Annotated in this window: 16 protein-coding genes; 4 read left to right on the plus strand and 12 right to left on the minus strand. The window is 45.0% G+C overall.

Going from position 1 to position 15,742, the window contains the following annotated elements; genetic code table 11:
- Positions 1–59: 59 nt before the first annotated feature.
- Complete coding sequence (gene mgtE, locus BLU03_RS02700) at positions 60–1,424, minus strand: magnesium transporter (RefSeq protein ID WP_093105411.1); 1,365 nt, start codon at positions 1,422–1,424, stop codon at positions 60–62.
- 129 nt (positions 1,425–1,553) lie between these two features.
- Here mgtE and prpE point away from each other — a divergent pair, with 129 nt between their 5' ends.
- Positions 1,554–2,294 (plus strand): bis(5'-nucleosyl)-tetraphosphatase PrpE, encoded by a 741-nt coding sequence (prpE, locus tag BLU03_RS02705; protein ID WP_076569175.1) that lies wholly within the window; start codon positions 1,554–1,556, stop codon positions 2,292–2,294.
- Here prpE and BLU03_RS02710 read toward each other — a convergent pair.
- From BLU03_RS02710 to BLU03_RS02720, 3 genes are read right to left on the minus strand one after another with little or no spacing between them, the layout of a single operon-like run.
- Positions 2,264–3,133: an RluA family pseudouridine synthase gene (locus BLU03_RS02710; RefSeq protein WP_076569173.1), complete on the minus strand. Its 870-nt coding sequence runs from the start codon at positions 3,131–3,133 to the stop codon at positions 2,264–2,266. The genes prpE and BLU03_RS02710 overlap by 31 nt on opposite strands.
- A 3-nt stretch (positions 3,134–3,136) precedes the next feature.
- On the minus strand, positions 3,137–3,949 hold the full coding sequence (locus tag BLU03_RS02715) for an NAD kinase (protein ID WP_008590062.1): 813 nt from the start codon (positions 3,947–3,949) through the stop codon (positions 3,137–3,139).
- Positions 3,950–3,965: 16 nt separating this feature from the next.
- A complete protein-coding gene (locus BLU03_RS02720) occupies positions 3,966–4,604 on the minus strand; it encodes a GTP pyrophosphokinase (RefSeq protein ID WP_008590064.1) in 639 nt (212 codons plus the stop codon).
- Between the two features lie 137 nt (positions 4,605–4,741).
- Between BLU03_RS02720 and BLU03_RS02725 the strand changes: the two genes are divergently transcribed.
- Genes BLU03_RS02725 through BLU03_RS02735 form a run of 3 tightly spaced genes read left to right on the plus strand, consistent with a single transcriptional unit; the run spans position 4,742 to position 6,666 of the window.
- Positions 4,742–5,323, plus strand: coding sequence for a CYTH domain-containing protein (locus tag BLU03_RS02725; RefSeq protein WP_076569171.1), 582 nt, complete (start codon positions 4,742–4,744; stop codon positions 5,321–5,323).
- A gap of 57 nt (positions 5,324–5,380) precedes the next feature.
- Positions 5,381–5,782, plus strand: coding sequence for a globin domain-containing protein (locus BLU03_RS02730; RefSeq protein WP_008590069.1), 402 nt, complete (start codon positions 5,381–5,383; stop codon positions 5,780–5,782).
- A complete protein-coding gene (locus tag BLU03_RS02735) occupies positions 5,779–6,666 on the plus strand; it encodes a ClpXP adapter SpxH family protein (protein WP_093105414.1) in 888 nt (295 codons plus the stop codon). The genes BLU03_RS02730 and BLU03_RS02735 overlap by 4 nt, the downstream gene beginning before the upstream one ends.
- Positions 6,667–6,910: 244 nt before the next feature.
- Here BLU03_RS02735 and pepF read toward each other — a convergent pair whose 3' ends face one another.
- From pepF to BLU03_RS02775, 8 genes are all read right to left on the minus strand, one after another.
- A complete protein-coding gene (pepF, locus tag BLU03_RS02740) occupies positions 6,911–8,719 on the minus strand; it encodes an oligoendopeptidase F (protein ID WP_008590073.1) in 1,809 nt (602 codons plus the stop codon).
- A 26-nt stretch (positions 8,720–8,745) separates the two neighbouring features.
- Positions 8,746–9,870: a competence protein CoiA gene (locus BLU03_RS02745; RefSeq protein WP_093105417.1), complete on the minus strand. Its 1,125-nt coding sequence runs from the start codon at positions 9,868–9,870 to the stop codon at positions 8,746–8,748.
- 115 nt (positions 9,871–9,985) lie between these two features.
- Positions 9,986–10,684 (minus strand): adaptor protein MecA, encoded by a 699-nt coding sequence (mecA, locus tag BLU03_RS02750; protein ID WP_008590076.1) that lies wholly within the window; start codon positions 10,682–10,684, stop codon positions 9,986–9,988.
- 317 nt (positions 10,685–11,001) lie between these two features.
- Complete coding sequence (gene spxA / locus BLU03_RS02755; protein WP_008590078.1) at positions 11,002–11,397, minus strand: transcriptional regulator SpxA; 396 nt, start codon at positions 11,395–11,397, stop codon at positions 11,002–11,004.
- Between the two features lie 306 nt (positions 11,398–11,703).
- A complete protein-coding gene (locus BLU03_RS02760; protein ID WP_093105419.1) occupies positions 11,704–12,297 on the minus strand; it encodes a GNAT family N-acetyltransferase in 594 nt (197 codons plus the stop codon).
- Between the two features lie 114 nt (positions 12,298–12,411).
- Entirely contained in the window at positions 12,412–13,623 is a 1,212-nt protein-coding gene (locus BLU03_RS02765) for a putative glycoside hydrolase (RefSeq protein WP_093105422.1), read from the minus strand.
- Positions 13,624–13,753: 130 nt separating this feature from the next.
- A complete protein-coding gene (locus tag BLU03_RS02770) occupies positions 13,754–14,689 on the minus strand; it encodes an ABC transporter ATP-binding protein (protein WP_093105424.1) in 936 nt (311 codons plus the stop codon).
- The gene (locus tag BLU03_RS02775; protein WP_008590087.1) at positions 14,686–15,738 is read right to left on the minus strand and encodes an ABC transporter ATP-binding protein; all 1,053 of its coding nucleotides are present in this window, start codon (positions 15,736–15,738) and stop codon (positions 14,686–14,688) included. The genes BLU03_RS02770 and BLU03_RS02775 overlap by 4 nt, the downstream gene beginning before the upstream one ends.
- Positions 15,739–15,742 lie beyond the last annotated feature (4 nt).

A 15,742-nucleotide genomic window follows, 5' to 3' on the forward strand; every position in this document is an offset into this window, starting at 1 on the left:
GGTTAGTATTTGTTGTTAGTACCTGCTCCTATTTTATTATACCTTTATCAAAAATACAATTATACCAGCAAATTCATGAATGCAGAAGCCATACCGAAATAAATCAGTATGGAAATCAAATCGTTTATCGTTGTTATGAAAGGACCGGAAGCTACTGCCGGATCGATATTAAGTCGATCCATAATCAGCGGAACGAAGGCTCCTGCAATAGTCGCTACGATTAAAGCGGACATGATCGATATACCTACGAGCAGACCGAGGAAAAAGTTTCCCTGCCACACATACACTACTAAGGTAATGATAACACCACAGACGACTCCTGTTATGAGACCGGTGGAAGCTTCTCTTAACATCATCCGCATTTTCCCCTGCTTCCTGATCTCTCCCGTCGCTATTCCGCGTATAGCGACCGCCAGCGCCTGAGTACCCGTATTTCCTGCCATACCGGCGATAAGAGGGATGAAAATAGCCAGGATAGCTACCTGATTCAGCTGAGCTTCGAACTGACTGATCAGACTTGCCGTGAGACTGCCGAGAAACAGCAGAATAATAAGCCACGGGAGTCTCTTTTTTGCAGAAGTGAACGCATTATCGTTAGGGCCATCCACATCGGATATACCGGCCAGCTTGGAGTAATCATCACTTGCTTCTTCATCCATTACATCCATAATGTCATCCACCGTGATGATTCCGAGCAGATGGTCCTGGAAGTCGACAACGGGGAGCGCAAGAAAATCATAATCTCTCATCATCTGAGCAATCTCTTCCTGATCTTTAGCCACTGAGACACTTACTACCCGGTCGCTCATCGCCTCTTCGATAGTCCAGCCCGGTTCAGAAATGATCAGATCCCGGAGAGAAATTACGCCGGCCAGTTTTTTGTCATCGTCCACTACGTACGTATAGTAAATCGTCTCGGCGTCCGGTGCTTCCGTACGCAAATGCTCCATTGCCTCTCTTACTTTCATGGAGGCTTTCAAGGAAACGTACTCTGTCGTCATAATAGAACCGGCGGTCTTCTCTTCGTAATGAAGCAGATCCTTGATTTCCTGTGCGTCTTCTTTGTTCATTATCGTCAGAAAACTGGCGACCTTATCTTTTTCCAGCTGATTCAGAATGTCCACGGCGTCGTCCGAGGACATCTCGGCGAAAACTTCGGAGGCGAACCTTGGATCCATTTCAGAAAAGTATGGTTCCGACTCCTCGTGTTCTACGTGCTCCATTACATCCGCCATTTCTTTTGGTGACACATATGTATAAATAACCTGGCGGAGCTCTTCTTCCAGTTCTTCGAAAACTTTTGCCTGATCATAAGGGTGCAGCTCCAGAAATTCGGCCCGAAACTGGTCGATTTTCCCTTCACTCAGCGAATCTTCCACCTCGTTCCAGGCATATTGGCGTTCCTCTTCATCCAAATGTTCCATTTTATCCCGCCCCCTTTGTTATAATATAGTAAGTGTAAGCGACAGCTGTCATTCAGAAGGCTTACTGAAACGCTCATAATTTTTTACATAAAAGGCATGTTCGATTTTCAATGACAAGGAGTATGTTCTATGGCTTACGACATCATCGGTGACGTGCACGGCTGCCTCGAAGAATTAAAACAATTGTTCACAGAGCTCGGGTACAGTTATGAAAACGGGGTGCCCGTCCACCCCGAAGGAAGAATCCCCCTGTTTATCGGAGATATTACAGACCGGGGTCCACATTCCCTTAAAACGATCGAATTCGTTTGGGATATAGTGATCGAAGCTCGACAAGGACTGTATATCCCGGGCAATCACTGTGATAAACTGTATCGTTTCTTTCTGGGAAATGATGTTCAGGTGAAACACGGTCTCGAAACAACTGTGGAGGAATACCGGAGTCTGTCGAATCGGCAGCAGAAAACGGTCCGGACTCGATTTATGCAGCTGTTCGAGGAAGCACCGGTTTATTTGGATCTGCCCGAAATAAATACTGTAGCAGCTCATGCCGGCATCCGGGCTCAGGATATCGGTGATTTAAATAAACGGATACGCGCTTTCGTTCTTTACGGGCCCGTCACCGGTAATAAACTACGGGACGGAAGGCCGGAGCGCGTGGACTGGGCGCTGAATTACAGCGGTTCGAGACGTGTCGTTTATGGACATACGCCTGTCCTGGAACCCCGTTTCATTAACAATACCGTCAATATAGACACCGGATGTGTCTTCGGTAATAAACTGACAGCTCTGCGCCTCCCGGAAGAAGAAATTGTCCAGGTCCCTTCCCTGCTGACTTTTCAGCCCGATAACTTCCGTGCTTTCGGGTAAAAAGAAGGCGCAGAGCGGAAACTCATCTTTTCTTTTGTCCAGGGGTGGATGAATTGTAAAAAACTTGCGTGCAGAGCCTGCCCTTCGGACCATGCTGACGGACCTGCCCCGTAGAGCGTGTCACCGGTCAAAGGGTGACCGATACTTGCCATGTGCACCCTTATCTGATGCGTTCTTCCGGTTTCAAGACCCACGCTGACGAGGGTTTTGTCTCCCATTTCTTCCAGCACTTCATAACGGGTGACAGCTGATTTACCTTCAGCGGAAATTTCTCTTTTTATAATCGAATCTTGCGCCCGGGCGATCGGCGAGGTGATCCTGCCTTGTTTCCTTTCCATCATTCCTTCAACAAGGGCAGTGTACCCTTTTCTCAGTCCCGCCTCTTCTTTATAAAATAGCGAGTGACTGTAGGGATGTTTCGCTATCAGCAGCAGTCCTCCTGTATCTCTGTCGAGCCTGTTAACCAAATGGACGGTCTGCTTCCAGTTCTGCAGTGTGTAATGATGAAGCACAGCCTGGACGACCGTACCATGAGGATGCTGGCAGGAAGGCGTGGTCACCATACCGACCGGCTTGTCGATAAGCAGTACATCCTCATCCTCGTAAACTACAGTCAGCGGAGTAGCTTCCGGTTCGGCGGGTAAAGTATGCACCGCAGGGAATTCTACAGTCAGCACATCCCCCGGTGAGAGTTTATCGTAATGACTGACCACAGCTCCATTCCGGAAGAATCCTCCGTTTTTCTTAAGATCTTTGACCATTCGGCGTGACATCCCTGCTTCGTCACGAAGGAAATCCTGCACTTTCTTTTCCACAACAACTGAGAAAGCCTTTTTCATCCGTTACTCCCCATCGTTGTACTGATCGGAAATGAAGGAGTCGTGCACTCTGCGCCAGAAAGGGAAAGGACGGAATCTTGCAAATCTCACTTTCTCTTTAGCCACTCTGCACTGAATAGACTCGACGTTACTGTAAGTTCTTGTTAAATGGTCGATAGTAAAAAGAAAGCTTTTCTCATTAAGTGGACGGAACACACAAGTGTGATGAGCAGGTAATACAAGTGGAGACCCTACCGTACGGAACACCCTGTTGTTGATCGACGCCATTTCGGTCACCTGAATCGCTTCCAGGGAGGGGTGCAGAATCGCGCCCCCAAGTGCTTTGTTGTAGGCGGTACTGCCTGAAGGGGTAGAAATGCACAGCCCGTCTCCACGGAAGGTTTCGAAATGATCCCCTTTAATATCGATATCAACTACGACAGAACCCTCAGACGTTTTAATCGCACACTCATTGAGAGCGAGATGACGTTCTTCTTCCTCGTGCTCCTTCTGTTTAATCATCACTTCCAGGAGCGGATACTCGACTACCTGGAAAGGAGTGCGGGCGATTTCAATAATCAGTTTCTCTACTTCTTCAGGCATCCAGTCGGCGTAAAAGCCAAGGTGGCCGGTATGAATACCGATGAAGGCCGTATCATCCAGCCTGTGTAAATACGTATGGAACGCCTCAAGCAGCGTTCCGTCCCCGCCTACCGAAATAACAAGTTCCGGGGTGTCCTCATCGTATTCCAGCTTGAATTCGGCTAGGTAATTTTTAATCTTCGTCCGAAGCTCATTCGATTTGCGGTCCCCTTTGGATAAAATAGCGAATTTCATCATTTTCCCACCTTTCTTATTCCCGGGAGTTTTTCTTTTTATACTCCTCCTTCTTGCGAAATTCTTTCCGCGCCTCATACACTTCGTCTTTGATCTTGGACATCTCTTCATCGAGACGGAAAGCAGCTTCCCCTGCACTTCTTAAACGTGCCTTTATTTCCGGAGGAATCTGCCCCGAATATTTGTAATTCAACGTATGTTCATTCGTTGCCCAAAAGTTCATAGCAAGCGTACGGATCTGAATTTCTGCAAGTACCTTCTTCTGACCGTGTATCGTCTCTACCGGGTATAAAATAACGACATGATAGGAGCGATAGCCGCTGTCTTTCTGACTGGTGACGTAGTCTTTTTCTTCCACAATAGACAGATCGCTGCGCTGACGCAGCATTGCGGCTATGACATAAATGTCACTTACAAACTGACAGACTACGCGGACACCGGCTATGTCCTGCATTTCCTCTTCTATGTTTTCAGGGTTGATCGCTTTCTTTTTTGCTTTTTCAATAATGCTGTTCTTTGGTTTTACCCTTCCAGTAACGAATTCAATCGGAGATTCTTCCCCCTCGAAATCATACTGCTGCCGCATCCCTTTAAGCTTCACTTTCAGTTCCTCGACTACCTGGGCGTAAGGTGCAAAAAAGGCTTCCCAATTCATACTGCGCACCACCTTATCACTCATTTATAATAGTTATGAAGTGATTTTTTGTTCAAAACCATTGTATCATAATACCATAACCAGCAGACTGCATACATCAGCCGAATCATATTTTTTTACTGAAGGAGTGTGAAGTAGTGAGTCAGGAAATCGAGATTGAGTTCAAAAACTTGCTTACGGAAGAAGAATATAAGAGAATGCTCGAGGAGTTGCCGTTTGATCCGGACGAATTCTTTGGTCAGACCAATTATTATTTCGAAACAGGAAAGCTTCTTTTGAAACAGCATGGAGCTGCTCTTCGTATACGTCAAAAAGGTTCGGGATGGACAATGACTCTGAAAGAACCTCACCCTGAGGGCCTCCTTGAGACTCATGATGAAATCGATGAATACGAAGCCAACCTGTGGATCCGGAATGAAGGACACGCTCAGCCGAACATTACAAAACGGCTTAATAATCTTGGAATCGATATCAGCGATTTGTACTACCTCGGTTCTCTTTCCACCCGGAGACGGGAAATCAGTTATCAGAAGACAACAGTGACACTTGACTACAGCCGTTATTTTCAGACACACGATTATGAACTTGAAATCGAAGCCGATTCCCGGGAACAGGGTGTGAGAGTTTTTCAGGAGCTTCTCTCCAAGTTTTCCATCCCTCAAAGAGAAACGAAAAATAAAATTCAGCGATTCTATGAAGCGAGGGGCAGGTCAGATTAGTTGTCGGCACCCCTCCTCATTGCTACAATAGATTATATAGATAGGAAGGGATGAATTATGCCCCAGGAACATCGATCTATTTACGAAGCGATCGGAGACGAAAAGCTGCAGATACTTGTCGACGCTTTTTATAAACGTGTGGCCTCCCACCCGGAGCTCACACCCATTTTCCCGGCCGATTTAACCGAAACAAAACGTAAGCAGAAGCAGTTTCTGACTCAATTTTTCGGAGGGCCGCCCCTGTACATTCAGGAACATGGACACCCGATGCTGAGAGCCAGGCACATGCCTTTTCCCATCACGCCGACCAGAAGGGACGCCTGGCTTTCATGCATGAGAGAAGCCGTTTTTGAGGTCGGTATTGAACAGCCATATGAACGTATCATATTAGAGAGGCTGACAATGACAGCAAACAATATGATGAATACTCCGGAAGACGAGAAAGGGGAATCTATGTGAGTTGGAGAAGCTTAAGCCAGGCGGATCAAACATCCCAGGGCTTTGAGGAAGGTTTTTTCAATTTGCAGAAGCGGCCTATCGAAATCTACGTTTTCGTCGACCCGCTCTGCCCCGAATGCTGGTCTCTTGAACCTTTCATCAAAAAACTTACGCTTGAGTACGGCAGGTATTTCAAAATCCGTCCCATATTAAGCGGATCTCTTACCACCTGGCAGCGGAGCCACTCAGAGAAACCCGAGAACCTGAAGCGTCAGTGGGATCAGACTACTTCCCTCACAGGTATGTGCTGTGATGGTGATGTATGGATTGAAAACCCGGTCCACTCCCCTCTTTCTACGGCTCTTGCAGTGAAAGCCGCCGAATTTCAGGGAAAGAAATCAGGTATGAGATTTTTGAGAAAAGTTCAGGAGTATGTATTCCTTGAAAAACAGGACGTTTCCAAAGAAGAAATACTGGTGGAATGCGCAGAAAAGAGTCATATAGATGTGGAAGAGTTCAAACGGGATCTTCATTCCGAAACCGCTAAGCGGGCACTTCAGGATGACATGAAACTTAGACAGGAAATGGAAGTTGACGAAACCCCTACACTCGTTATTTTCAACGAATCCGAAGAGGATGCCGGTCTGAAAATCACAGGCCTTTATGAATATCATATTTATGTTAAAGTTTTGAAAGACATGCTTCAACAGAACCCGGCCCCTTCGTTAAAACCAAGCCTGGAAGAATTCATGAACCAATACCGGTTCGTAGCCAACAAAGAAATCGCTGTCGTCTACGACTGGACAGAAAAAGAAGCCCGACGGGAAATGCGCAAACTCGTTCTGAAACAGAAAGTACAGGAAATACCTGTGAAACACGGCGTGTTTTGGGAATATATACGTTAAAAAGATGGACATCTATAAGATGTCCACAGCTTGCAGAGAAACCCTATGTTTCTCTGCAAGCTTTTTTTGTGCCACTCGTGCGGGATGAATACCAATAAGCGAGAATAACGCAGCCGGTACAGTTGTTTTGAGCTTGCAGGGATGGACTGAGGCTGAGGGCAAAATTTAACCCCCGGTGTTGTACCGGGGGCCAGCTGATAGTATCTTTCACTTCGACTATTTATTTGTCAGGAGAATCAAGCTATCACCCTTCCAGCAGACGTTCCATTTCGTCAAGCTTCTGTTCAAACACGTCGAGCGCTTCCAGTACCGGCTGTTTGGATGTCATATCGACACCGGCTTTTTTAAGGACTTCAATAGGATAATCGCTGCTTCCGGCTTTAAGGAAATCTTTGTACCGTTCCACAGCGGAAGCCCCCTCCTCCTGAATCTGACTTGCAAGAGCTGTAGCGGCAGAATAGCCGGTTGCGTACTGATAGACGTAATATCCCATGTAAAAATGAGGAATCCGCGCCCATTCCAGGCCGATATCTTCATCGATAAACGCATCGTCTCCAAAGTACTTTTTATTAAGATTGTAATAGATTTCTGTCAGTCTCTCTGCAGTAAGAGCTTCGCCTTCCTGCTCTCTTCTGTGGATTTCATGCTCGAATTCAGCAAACATCGTCTGACGGAAGACAGTGCCCCGGAAACCTTCCAGGTAGTTATTCAATAAGAAAAGTTTCTCTTTCTCGTCATCCGTCTGTTCCACCATATAATCGTTCAATAATGCTTCATTTGTAGTGGAAGCGACTTCGGCTACGAAAATCGAGTAATTCCCGTAACGATACGGCTGATGCTGATGCGTGTAGTAGCTGTGAAGCGAGTGACCCAATTCGTGAGCAAGCGTGAATAAGTTATCCACATTATCCTGCCAGTTCATAAGAATGTAAGGGTTTGTGCCGTAATGTCCGGAAGAATAGGCCCCGCTTCTTTTCCCTTTGTTCTCTTCTACATCAATCCATCGATTTTTGAATCCTTCTTCAAGTTTTGCAGTATAATCCTCACCTAAAGGTCTGAGGGCCTCTATCACTTTCGACTGCGCTTCTTCAAACGTAACCTTCATTTCGACATCTTTGACCAGAGGTGTATAAAGGTCATACATATGGACTTCATCCAGTCCGAGAACCCGTTTTCTTAAACGGACATATCTGTGCATAAGGTCAAGACGGTCATGTACCGCTTCGATAAGATTGTCATAGACGGTTTCCGGTATTTTATTAGAATCGAGCGCCGCTTCTCTCGCACTGCTGTAATTACGCACCGTCGCCTTGAAATTGTTTTTCTTAACGTTAGCACTGAGTGTAGAAGCGAACGTGTTCTTAAAGGAGCCGAATGTATCATACATAGCACGAAAAGCATCTTCCCGTACTTTCCGATTGTCGGATTTCAGGAAATTGATAAAGCGGCCGTGTGTCACATCCACTTCATTCCCCTTCTCATCATTTATGGAAGGGAAAGTGAGATCGGCGTTATTAAGAGCTCCGAAAGTCTGAGCAGGAGCACCTGCGACTTCAGAAAAACCGGCAAGCAATTTCTCTTCTTTCTCGGATAGTATATGTTCTTTCTGGCGGATGATTTCGTTTAACGTGTGCTCGTATAATTTAAGCGGCTCGTACTCTCCGAGAAACTTATCAACCGTTCCCTCAGGCAGTGCCAAAATTTCGGGTACTATGAAACTCATTGCCTGAGACGCTTCAGTAAGCAACGTCTCAGCTTTCGTATTCATCTCCTGGTAATATGCATTCGTCGTATCCTGGTCACTGCGCATGTGTGCATACGTGAACAGCTTCCCGAGCCTTTGCATAAATCGATCCTGAAAATCGAACAGTTCGTACAATCGCTCTGCTGAATTTCCGAGCGTATTTTCAAATGGAGGGATTTTTTCCACTTCTCTTTTTAACTGCTCAAATTCTTCGTACCATTTCTCATCCGTTTCAAAAATATCTTCAAGTTTCCACGTGCGCTCTTCAGCCACGTCCTCGCGTTTTGGAAGTTCTTTCGTCTGTGCCACTTAAAAGCCTCCTTATTCTATACTGCTCAGGACCATTCGTCCCTTCGCCTTAATTGTATCATTAATTCCCTGTCCTGCCTTACAGCCTGCTCTACGTTTTTAGGGAAAGGGACACCTTTTCCTTTGTACCATCCTTCTTTTATTTTCTGAACATATCCAAAGTCCGCCAGTTCCTCCATGTAAGCTTCTGCAAGGTTGAACTTTCTGCTGCCGATTGCGTCCGACACAGAGACAGGCGGACAGGTCACCTTCTCTCCCTGCTTCAAAGAAGACATGGCAAGAATTATCTTCGTCTGCCATCTGACGGATATATCGTAATAAAGAGGCTGACAGCTTACAGGCAGGAAACATACGGAAGGAAGAAGAGAAGGGGATAGATTTTTAGAATAAAGGAACTGACGGAATTCATTTTCTTTCCCGAAGTTCCGTGGTGCGGGAGTCGTCCGGTAATAATAGACGGTCTGTAGCCAGTGCCGAAGAGATTTGTCGGCTGTACGTATGCGGAAAAGATCAGTGAAGGATAGATATTCAAGGGAGCGACTCTGTTTCCTGATGAGCCATTTTGCGGAGGAGAGGGCCTGACGGACATATATGATAGAGAAGGTTTTTGTGGGGGGAGAAAAAGTGTAGAAGACGGGTTGAAGATTGAATACGTAAAGAAACGACCTGAGAAACGCTGAAGAAGAAATCCGTCGGGAATCTCCTGTCACTTTCTCGTCAGCCAGAATCCATATCGGAATAATACCGGCCTCACGATACGTTACGGTCCTTTGTTCTATCTTTTCGGCGGGGATGACGGAGCATTGAAATTCTACAGCAAACTTACGATTTTTCCATTCCACGTAAACGTCGGGCCGCTGGTTGATAGCGGGTATGTAATATTCCAGAACAGGATTCAAATTCTGATTTCTCAACCATTCGTATAGAAGTACCTTGCCGGAATGATGTTGGAGCGTTTCCCCTTTACGGTCACATGCATTTCCCGGTAAATGTGCAAAATGCGGAGCGTACTTATCACTGAGCCGGAGCCGCACTCTTTCTTTACATTCAGGACAGTAGAAAGCTTTTATATGTTTGAGGTGTGCAACTTCCCTTGTCGTTCGTCTATACAGAGAAAACAAGGTTCCTTGTGTATCTAAAGCTGAAAACATGTCTCATCTCCTTTATGAAAGTTATACCACCGTTCAAAGTATTATATTCGTCACGCATTATGAAAATCCTGCTTTCTTTTCCGACTTCCGAACGACATAAAAAAAAGCACTTTCCTTAAACGGAAAAGTGCTTTTTGATAGATTTTAGAGCATCTTCTTCAAATATAGGATTACCATATTCATTAATGACGTGAACAGTGTGCTTCGTTTCTGAACCGAATTCCATCAGACGGCTTAAATAATTTTCCTGGATACTATCATCCATATTCTCATCCTGGAAGCGAACACTTAGATAATAACCTTCCTCGTAATGGTACAAGGCATTGTGAACGCTGTCCGGCAATGTCAGGTAATGGCTCAACTGAATGACATCCTCGATATCCGGAAAGTGAAGAACGAAGGACAACGGCTCTTTATTTTCTTCTTCTTTCTCACCTTCATTGTCTTTCTTATCTTCTGCAGTGCTTTTCTCTGAAGGCTCACTTTCCAGTAACGACTCCAGTTTCTCATCCATCGGAATGTCGATGTTCTTGTCTTCCTCATCCGGCAATTCCAGCTTTTGTCCGTCCTGGGAAAGTTGTGCTTTTGTTACAATAATTTCCATTCCTTTATCCATCGCCTGTACCTGGATCCACAACGGCCCTTCCGGAGAGAAATCTTCCTGGTCGCTCACTTCATCCATCATGTCCCAGAAAAGCTGCTCGCTGCGCTCCCGGTCATACCAGATTTCTTCGCGATTGAATCCCCGTTGTTCTACATCCTGATACGTTATATAAAACTTAACAGTGTTTTCATTAATCCGTTCTATTTCCATTTTCGTCTCTCTCCCTTCGAGGTAGTATAACAGGCTGAAGAGACTGCTCTATTATTTAACACAGTACCCGAATCCGCAACGGTCTACACCCTGCTTTCGAATAATTCACCTGTGCTGTTGACTTCATTATAGGATACCTTCCCTCGGCTTCAAAATAAATTGCTTTCACATAAAGTAAATGTAAGTTGATATTATATTTTAGACTATTTATTTTCTTTTGTCACTAGATAAGAAGGAACGAAATTTATCGTTTTCACGTTCGTTGATTATTGATTAATAAAAAAGCTATGCCTCTTATCGGGGCATAGCCTTTAACATCAATTGACAAGACGCTGAGCTTCTTTCAACTGGAAAGTTCGAACGCTCCTTGGAAGGAAGCGGCGTATTTCATCTTCGTTGTATCCGACCTGCAACCGTTTGTCATCAATAATGATAGGACGGCGTAACAAACCGGGATTTTCCTGGATAAGATCGAACAATTCCTGCATTGGTAATTGATCGAAATCAGTGTCCATTTCCTGGAACACTTTGGATCTCTTCGATATGATTTCTTCTGTCCCGTCTTCAGTCATTCGGAGTATTACTTTTATTTCATCGATAGTCAAAGGTTCTGAAAAAATATTTCTTTCCGTGTATCCAATGTTATGCTCTTCTAACCAGGCTTTGGCTTTACGGCATGATGTACAGCTTGGTGAGGTATAAAGTGTAACCATGTGAGACTTCACTCCTCATTTTTGGAATATAACAATATCTGCAAGCGAAATTGTTTATCAGTTTAAAATCACTTTAATTAAATCCTTATGTTCAGTATAACACAATAGGGACCGAAAATCCATATCGCTTCCCAAAAAACTGGTGAAATTGAGGTAGCGATGCTCGGTGTCGTTTTGCCTTACATATACTATTATACCACGTCTGACCTCTACTTAAACCCCGCAAGCGATTAAGTTCACAAAGTTTTCATTATCAATTAATACACCTTCATTGAAAAAGCTCCCGCACTGATACGGGAGCTCTTTTCAAACTTTCTTTTTAGTATCGAGAGAATCAATCATGTTGTCTACGGCCCTTTCTTCATCCAGCTGCAGAACTTCTTCTACCGGCTGATAGGATTTGCCGTAAAACTTCTTATCTTTATACGTGTGTATTTCCTTATACATCTGTTTCATCTGTTCAAATGTTTTCTCTTCACTGTAATCTTCCGGAGACCAGTACAGAATCTCAAGCTGACTCCATTCATTCGTAGCCAGGGAACGCCGGGAATATCCAATAGACTGTGCGTGTGAGAATCCTTCACGCTGATAGAAGCGGAGGCGTTTCTCCGTATCCGAATCTTCGTAATCGACCGGTTCCACTTCAAGTATAATCGGTTTGTTCTTTTCCTTCATCCTGTCCATCAGTTTGTGACCGAGACCTTCGCCCCGGGCGCTTGAGGAAACATACACATAATCGATAAAGACGAAAGTCGGGAATTCGGCATACATTAATACGTGTTTATCCCCTTCATCTTTGTAGTATAAATCTCCCTTTTCATTCAAAAGAGCTTCCATATGTTCCTGAGATTTCATTTCTTCAATTGGAAAATACTGATTAAGCTTTTCAAACCAGTTCATCGATCTACTCCCTTTTTCGTAGTCTCCTCTATTATAACGGAAATCCGCTCTTTTGTTAAATTGGAGTAAATAAACAGAAAAACCGGCCGCAATTTAAATGCGCCCGGATTTTGATTACGGAGTATAGTCCACTCCCTCAGTATAGTTGTTTCCTGCATTCCAGATAAGATATTCTTCGATTCCGTTATTATTAAGAGCCTCGATCTGTGCTTCCACTTCCGCTACTCCATACTGTTTCGTCGGACCCGAATATAACCAGGGAGCTTCGAAGTCCTGGATCCATGGCCGGGAAACCGGCGGCTCTTCCAATGTTTTCAATCGGTCATTTTCCACTTTAGCGTATTCCTCAACAAGCTTATAAGGTTCTGTATCTGTATTTTCAATTCCAAAGAAAGAACCCCAGTGACTCGGGTAAATCATCGAGGAAATCACATCGACATTCGAGGCGATTTTCGAAAAATTCTGGCCTATATTCGGTTCTTCGGGAACTACTGCCGAGTAACCGAAAATATCCACAGATACATCAGTATTGTAATTTCTGAGCGATTCTCTCGCATATTCTACAAAGTCCGTTACAGCATTAACTCTTTGCTGGACATCACTCACACCTTCCGAATCGTAATCGCCTTTCCCGTACTGAAGTACGTCGTCTCTGGATGCGAACCCTTCCGGAAAGCGAACATAGTCGAACTGCACTTCCTGAAAGCCAAGATCCGCCGCCATTTTAGCAACTTCAACGTTGTACTCCCACACTTCTTTCTTGAATGGGTTCACGAAGGCCTCTCCTTTCCCATTCGTCCATATTTCTCCGTTTTCTCTGGTAAAAGATAATTCAGGCCTCTCTTCTGCCAGTACATTGTCTTTAAATACGACAACTCTCGCTATCGGGTATATTCCTTTCTTCTCAAGATCTTTCAGTATGGCCTCGGGATCGTCCATCACGCTATCGTATTTACCTTCGAATATTTTTTTATATTTCTCGTTATGAGGTTCGAGCATAATTTCCCCGTGGTCTTCCTTAACATCAATTACCATTGCATTCAAATCCGTCGATTCTACCAGTTCAGTCAATTCAGGCATTTTTTTCCCTGCTGCCGAATTGGCAGTGACATAGATTCCCCTTACTGCATCGGGATATGTAAATGAAAGTTCCGACTCACGCATAAAACGCTGAATTCTGTCGGGAAACGGATATTTTTCAGGAACAAGTGCTTTGCCTGAAACCTCCGTTGCAGGCAACTCTTCCCCTTCTTCCGCCTGCACTGCTCCCCCAAGACTGCCAATAACTATTATAACGAACAAAATATTGCACAATACTGCTTTCATTTTACCATCCCCTGCCATCATTTCCTCTATTATATACGAAATTCCTATTCAATGACCATAGATTTCCATTACTTTCATAAAAATACTTATATTTAAAAGGACCGCTTCTATGCAGAAGCGGTCCTCCCGGTTACTTACCCGGATGATCCTGTTGATACTTTTCCATTTCCTTTGTCGTACAAAGTACCCAATGGTCCGGTCGCACTTCACGGAATTCAGGTTCCTCACTCTGATCGTGATCACTCGGGTCGTAGTTGAATCTTCTTCTGGATCTTTCATAATCCGGATCCGGAAGAGGAATAGCTGATAACAGGGATTTCGTATACGGATGCATCGGGTTCTCATATAAATCGTCGGCGTCTGCAAGTTCAACCATTTTTCCAAAATACATTACTCCGATACGGTCACTGATATATTTTACCATCGACAAATCGTGGGCGATGAATAAATAAGTGAGACCTTTCTCATTCTGCAGCTTCTTCAGCAGGTTCACCACCTGTGCCTGAATGGAAACATCGAGAGCTGAAATCGGCTCGTCAGCGATAATAAAGCTCGGGTCTACCGCCAGGGCCCGTGCAATACCGAGACGCTGGCGCTGGCCCCCGCTGAATTCGTGCGGGTAGCGGTTAGCATGATCTTCATTAAGTCCTACTGTTTCAAGCAGGTTCACAACGATATCTTTACGTTCCTGATCGTTGGAAGCAAGGCCGTGAACATCGAGGCCTTCCGCTATAATATCCTCCACCTTCATACGGGGATTCAAAGAAGCGTAAGGATCCTGAAAAATCATCTGCATTTCCCGATTGAAACGCTTCAATTCTTTTTTATCTTTCACACTGTGTACGTCTTCTCCATTAAAAAGCACTTCCCCGTCCGTTGCGTCATAAAGGCGGATGATGGTACGGCCCGTCGTGGATTTTCCGCACCCCGACTCTCCTACAAGCCCGAAAGTTTCGCCTTTGTATATATCGAAATTAAGGCCATCCACTGCTTTGATGACGCCTTTCCTTCCTGCTTTAAAGTGCTGTTTCAGGTTGTTGATCTCAAGCAGCTTTTCTTTACTCATACTCCATCTCCTCCCGCACTTTCCTGTGTCGTCCCTTTCATACGAGTCTGCACACTTTTAGGCGGCTGGACGGCCGGTGCATTCTCATGAAGAAGCCAGGTAGCTGCGTAGTGATCATCTGATACTTTGAACATCGGTGGTTCCTGTTCAAAATCGATTTTCATGGCGAAATCACTGCGCGGAGCGAAAGCATCTCCCTTTGGCGGGTGCATCAGATCCGGGGGAGATCCCGGGATGGCGTACAGTTCGTCGTCATTACTGTCAAGCGAAGGCATGGAGCCGAGCAGCCCCCACGTATAGGGATGTTTCGGGTTGTAGAAAATGTCATCCACTTTACCGATCTCCACTATTTTACCGGCATACATGACAGCTACTCTGTCAGCTACGTTCGCCACAACTCCTAGATCGTGAGTGATGAACACGATACCGGACTCCATTTCCTTCTGAATATCTTTCATCACTTCAAGAATCTGTGCCTGAATGGTAACGTCGAGAGCGGTCGTCGGTTCATCTGCAAGAAGAAGCTTCGGATTACACGCAAGCGCAATAGCGATCACTACACGCTGACGCATCCCTCCTGAGAACTGATGGGGATATTGTTTAAGACGCTCTTCGGCATTTGCGATTCCGACGAGTTCCAGAAGTTCCAGAGCCCTTTTTTTTGCGTCGCTTCTACTCTTCTTCTGGTGCTTGATCAAACCTTCCATGATCTGATTGCCGACTTTCATCGTCGGGTTCAGGGAAGTCATCGGATCCTGAAAAATCATCGCTATATCTTTCCCGCGGATTTTGGAAAGTTCTTTATCTTTCATTTTCGTTAAGTCTTTACCCTCAAAAAGGATTTCTCCTTCTTTGATACGGCCCGGAGGACTTGGTATAAGTCCCATTAAAGCTTTCGTCGTTACGGATTTACCGGAACCGGACTCGCCTACAATGGCAAGGGTTTCCCCTTTTTTAACACTGAAATCCACACCCCGGACTGCTTTCACTTCGCCTCCGTAGGTATCAAAGGATACGTGCAGGTTGTTCACTTCGAGTAAGTTATCCATGATG

Source organism: Salimicrobium album (assembly GCF_900107115.1).
In the GTDB taxonomy this organism is placed as follows: domain Bacteria; phylum Bacillota; class Bacilli; order Bacillales; family Halobacillaceae; genus Salimicrobium; species Salimicrobium album.

Bases quoted from the DNA above. Each gene is read 5' to 3' on its own strand.
- mgtE (WP_093105411.1), bottom strand. From the start codon at position 1,424: ATGGAACATTTGGATGAAGAGGAACGCCAATATGCCTGGAACGAGGTG.
- prpE (WP_076569175.1), top strand. From the start codon at position 1,554: ATGGCTTACGACATCATCGGTGACGTGCACGGCTGCCTCGAAGAATTA.
- BLU03_RS02710 (WP_076569173.1), bottom strand. From the start codon at position 3,133: ATGAAAAAGGCTTTCTCAGTTGTTGTGGAAAAGAAAGTGCAGGATTTC.
- BLU03_RS02715 (WP_008590062.1), bottom strand. From the start codon at position 3,949: ATGAAATTCGCTATTTTATCCAAAGGGGACCGCAAATCGAATGAGCTT.
- BLU03_RS02720 (WP_008590064.1), bottom strand. From the start codon at position 4,604: ATGAATTGGGAAGCCTTTTTTGCACCTTACGCCCAGGTAGTCGAGGAA.
- BLU03_RS02730 (WP_008590069.1), top strand. From the start codon at position 5,381: ATGCCCCAGGAACATCGATCTATTTACGAAGCGATCGGAGACGAAAAG.
- BLU03_RS02745 (WP_093105417.1), bottom strand. From the start codon at position 9,870: ATGTTTTCAGCTTTAGATACACAAGGAACCTTGTTTTCTCTGTATAGA.
- mecA (WP_008590076.1), bottom strand. From the start codon at position 10,684: ATGGAAATAGAACGGATTAATGAAAACACTGTTAAGTTTTATATAACG.
- spxA (WP_008590078.1), bottom strand. From the start codon at position 11,397: ATGGTTACACTTTATACCTCACCAAGCTGTACATCATGCCGTAAAGCC.
- BLU03_RS02760 (WP_093105419.1), bottom strand. From the start codon at position 12,297: ATGAACTGGTTTGAAAAGCTTAATCAGTATTTTCCAATTGAAGAAATG.
- BLU03_RS02765 (WP_093105422.1), bottom strand. From the start codon at position 13,623: ATGAAAGCAGTATTGTGCAATATTTTGTTCGTTATAATAGTTATTGGC.
- BLU03_RS02770 (WP_093105424.1), bottom strand. From the start codon at position 14,689: ATGAGTAAAGAAAAGCTGCTTGAGATCAACAACCTGAAACAGCACTTT.
- BLU03_RS02775 (WP_008590087.1), bottom strand. From the start codon at position 15,738: ATGGATAACTTACTCGAAGTGAACAACCTGCACGTATCCTTTGATACC.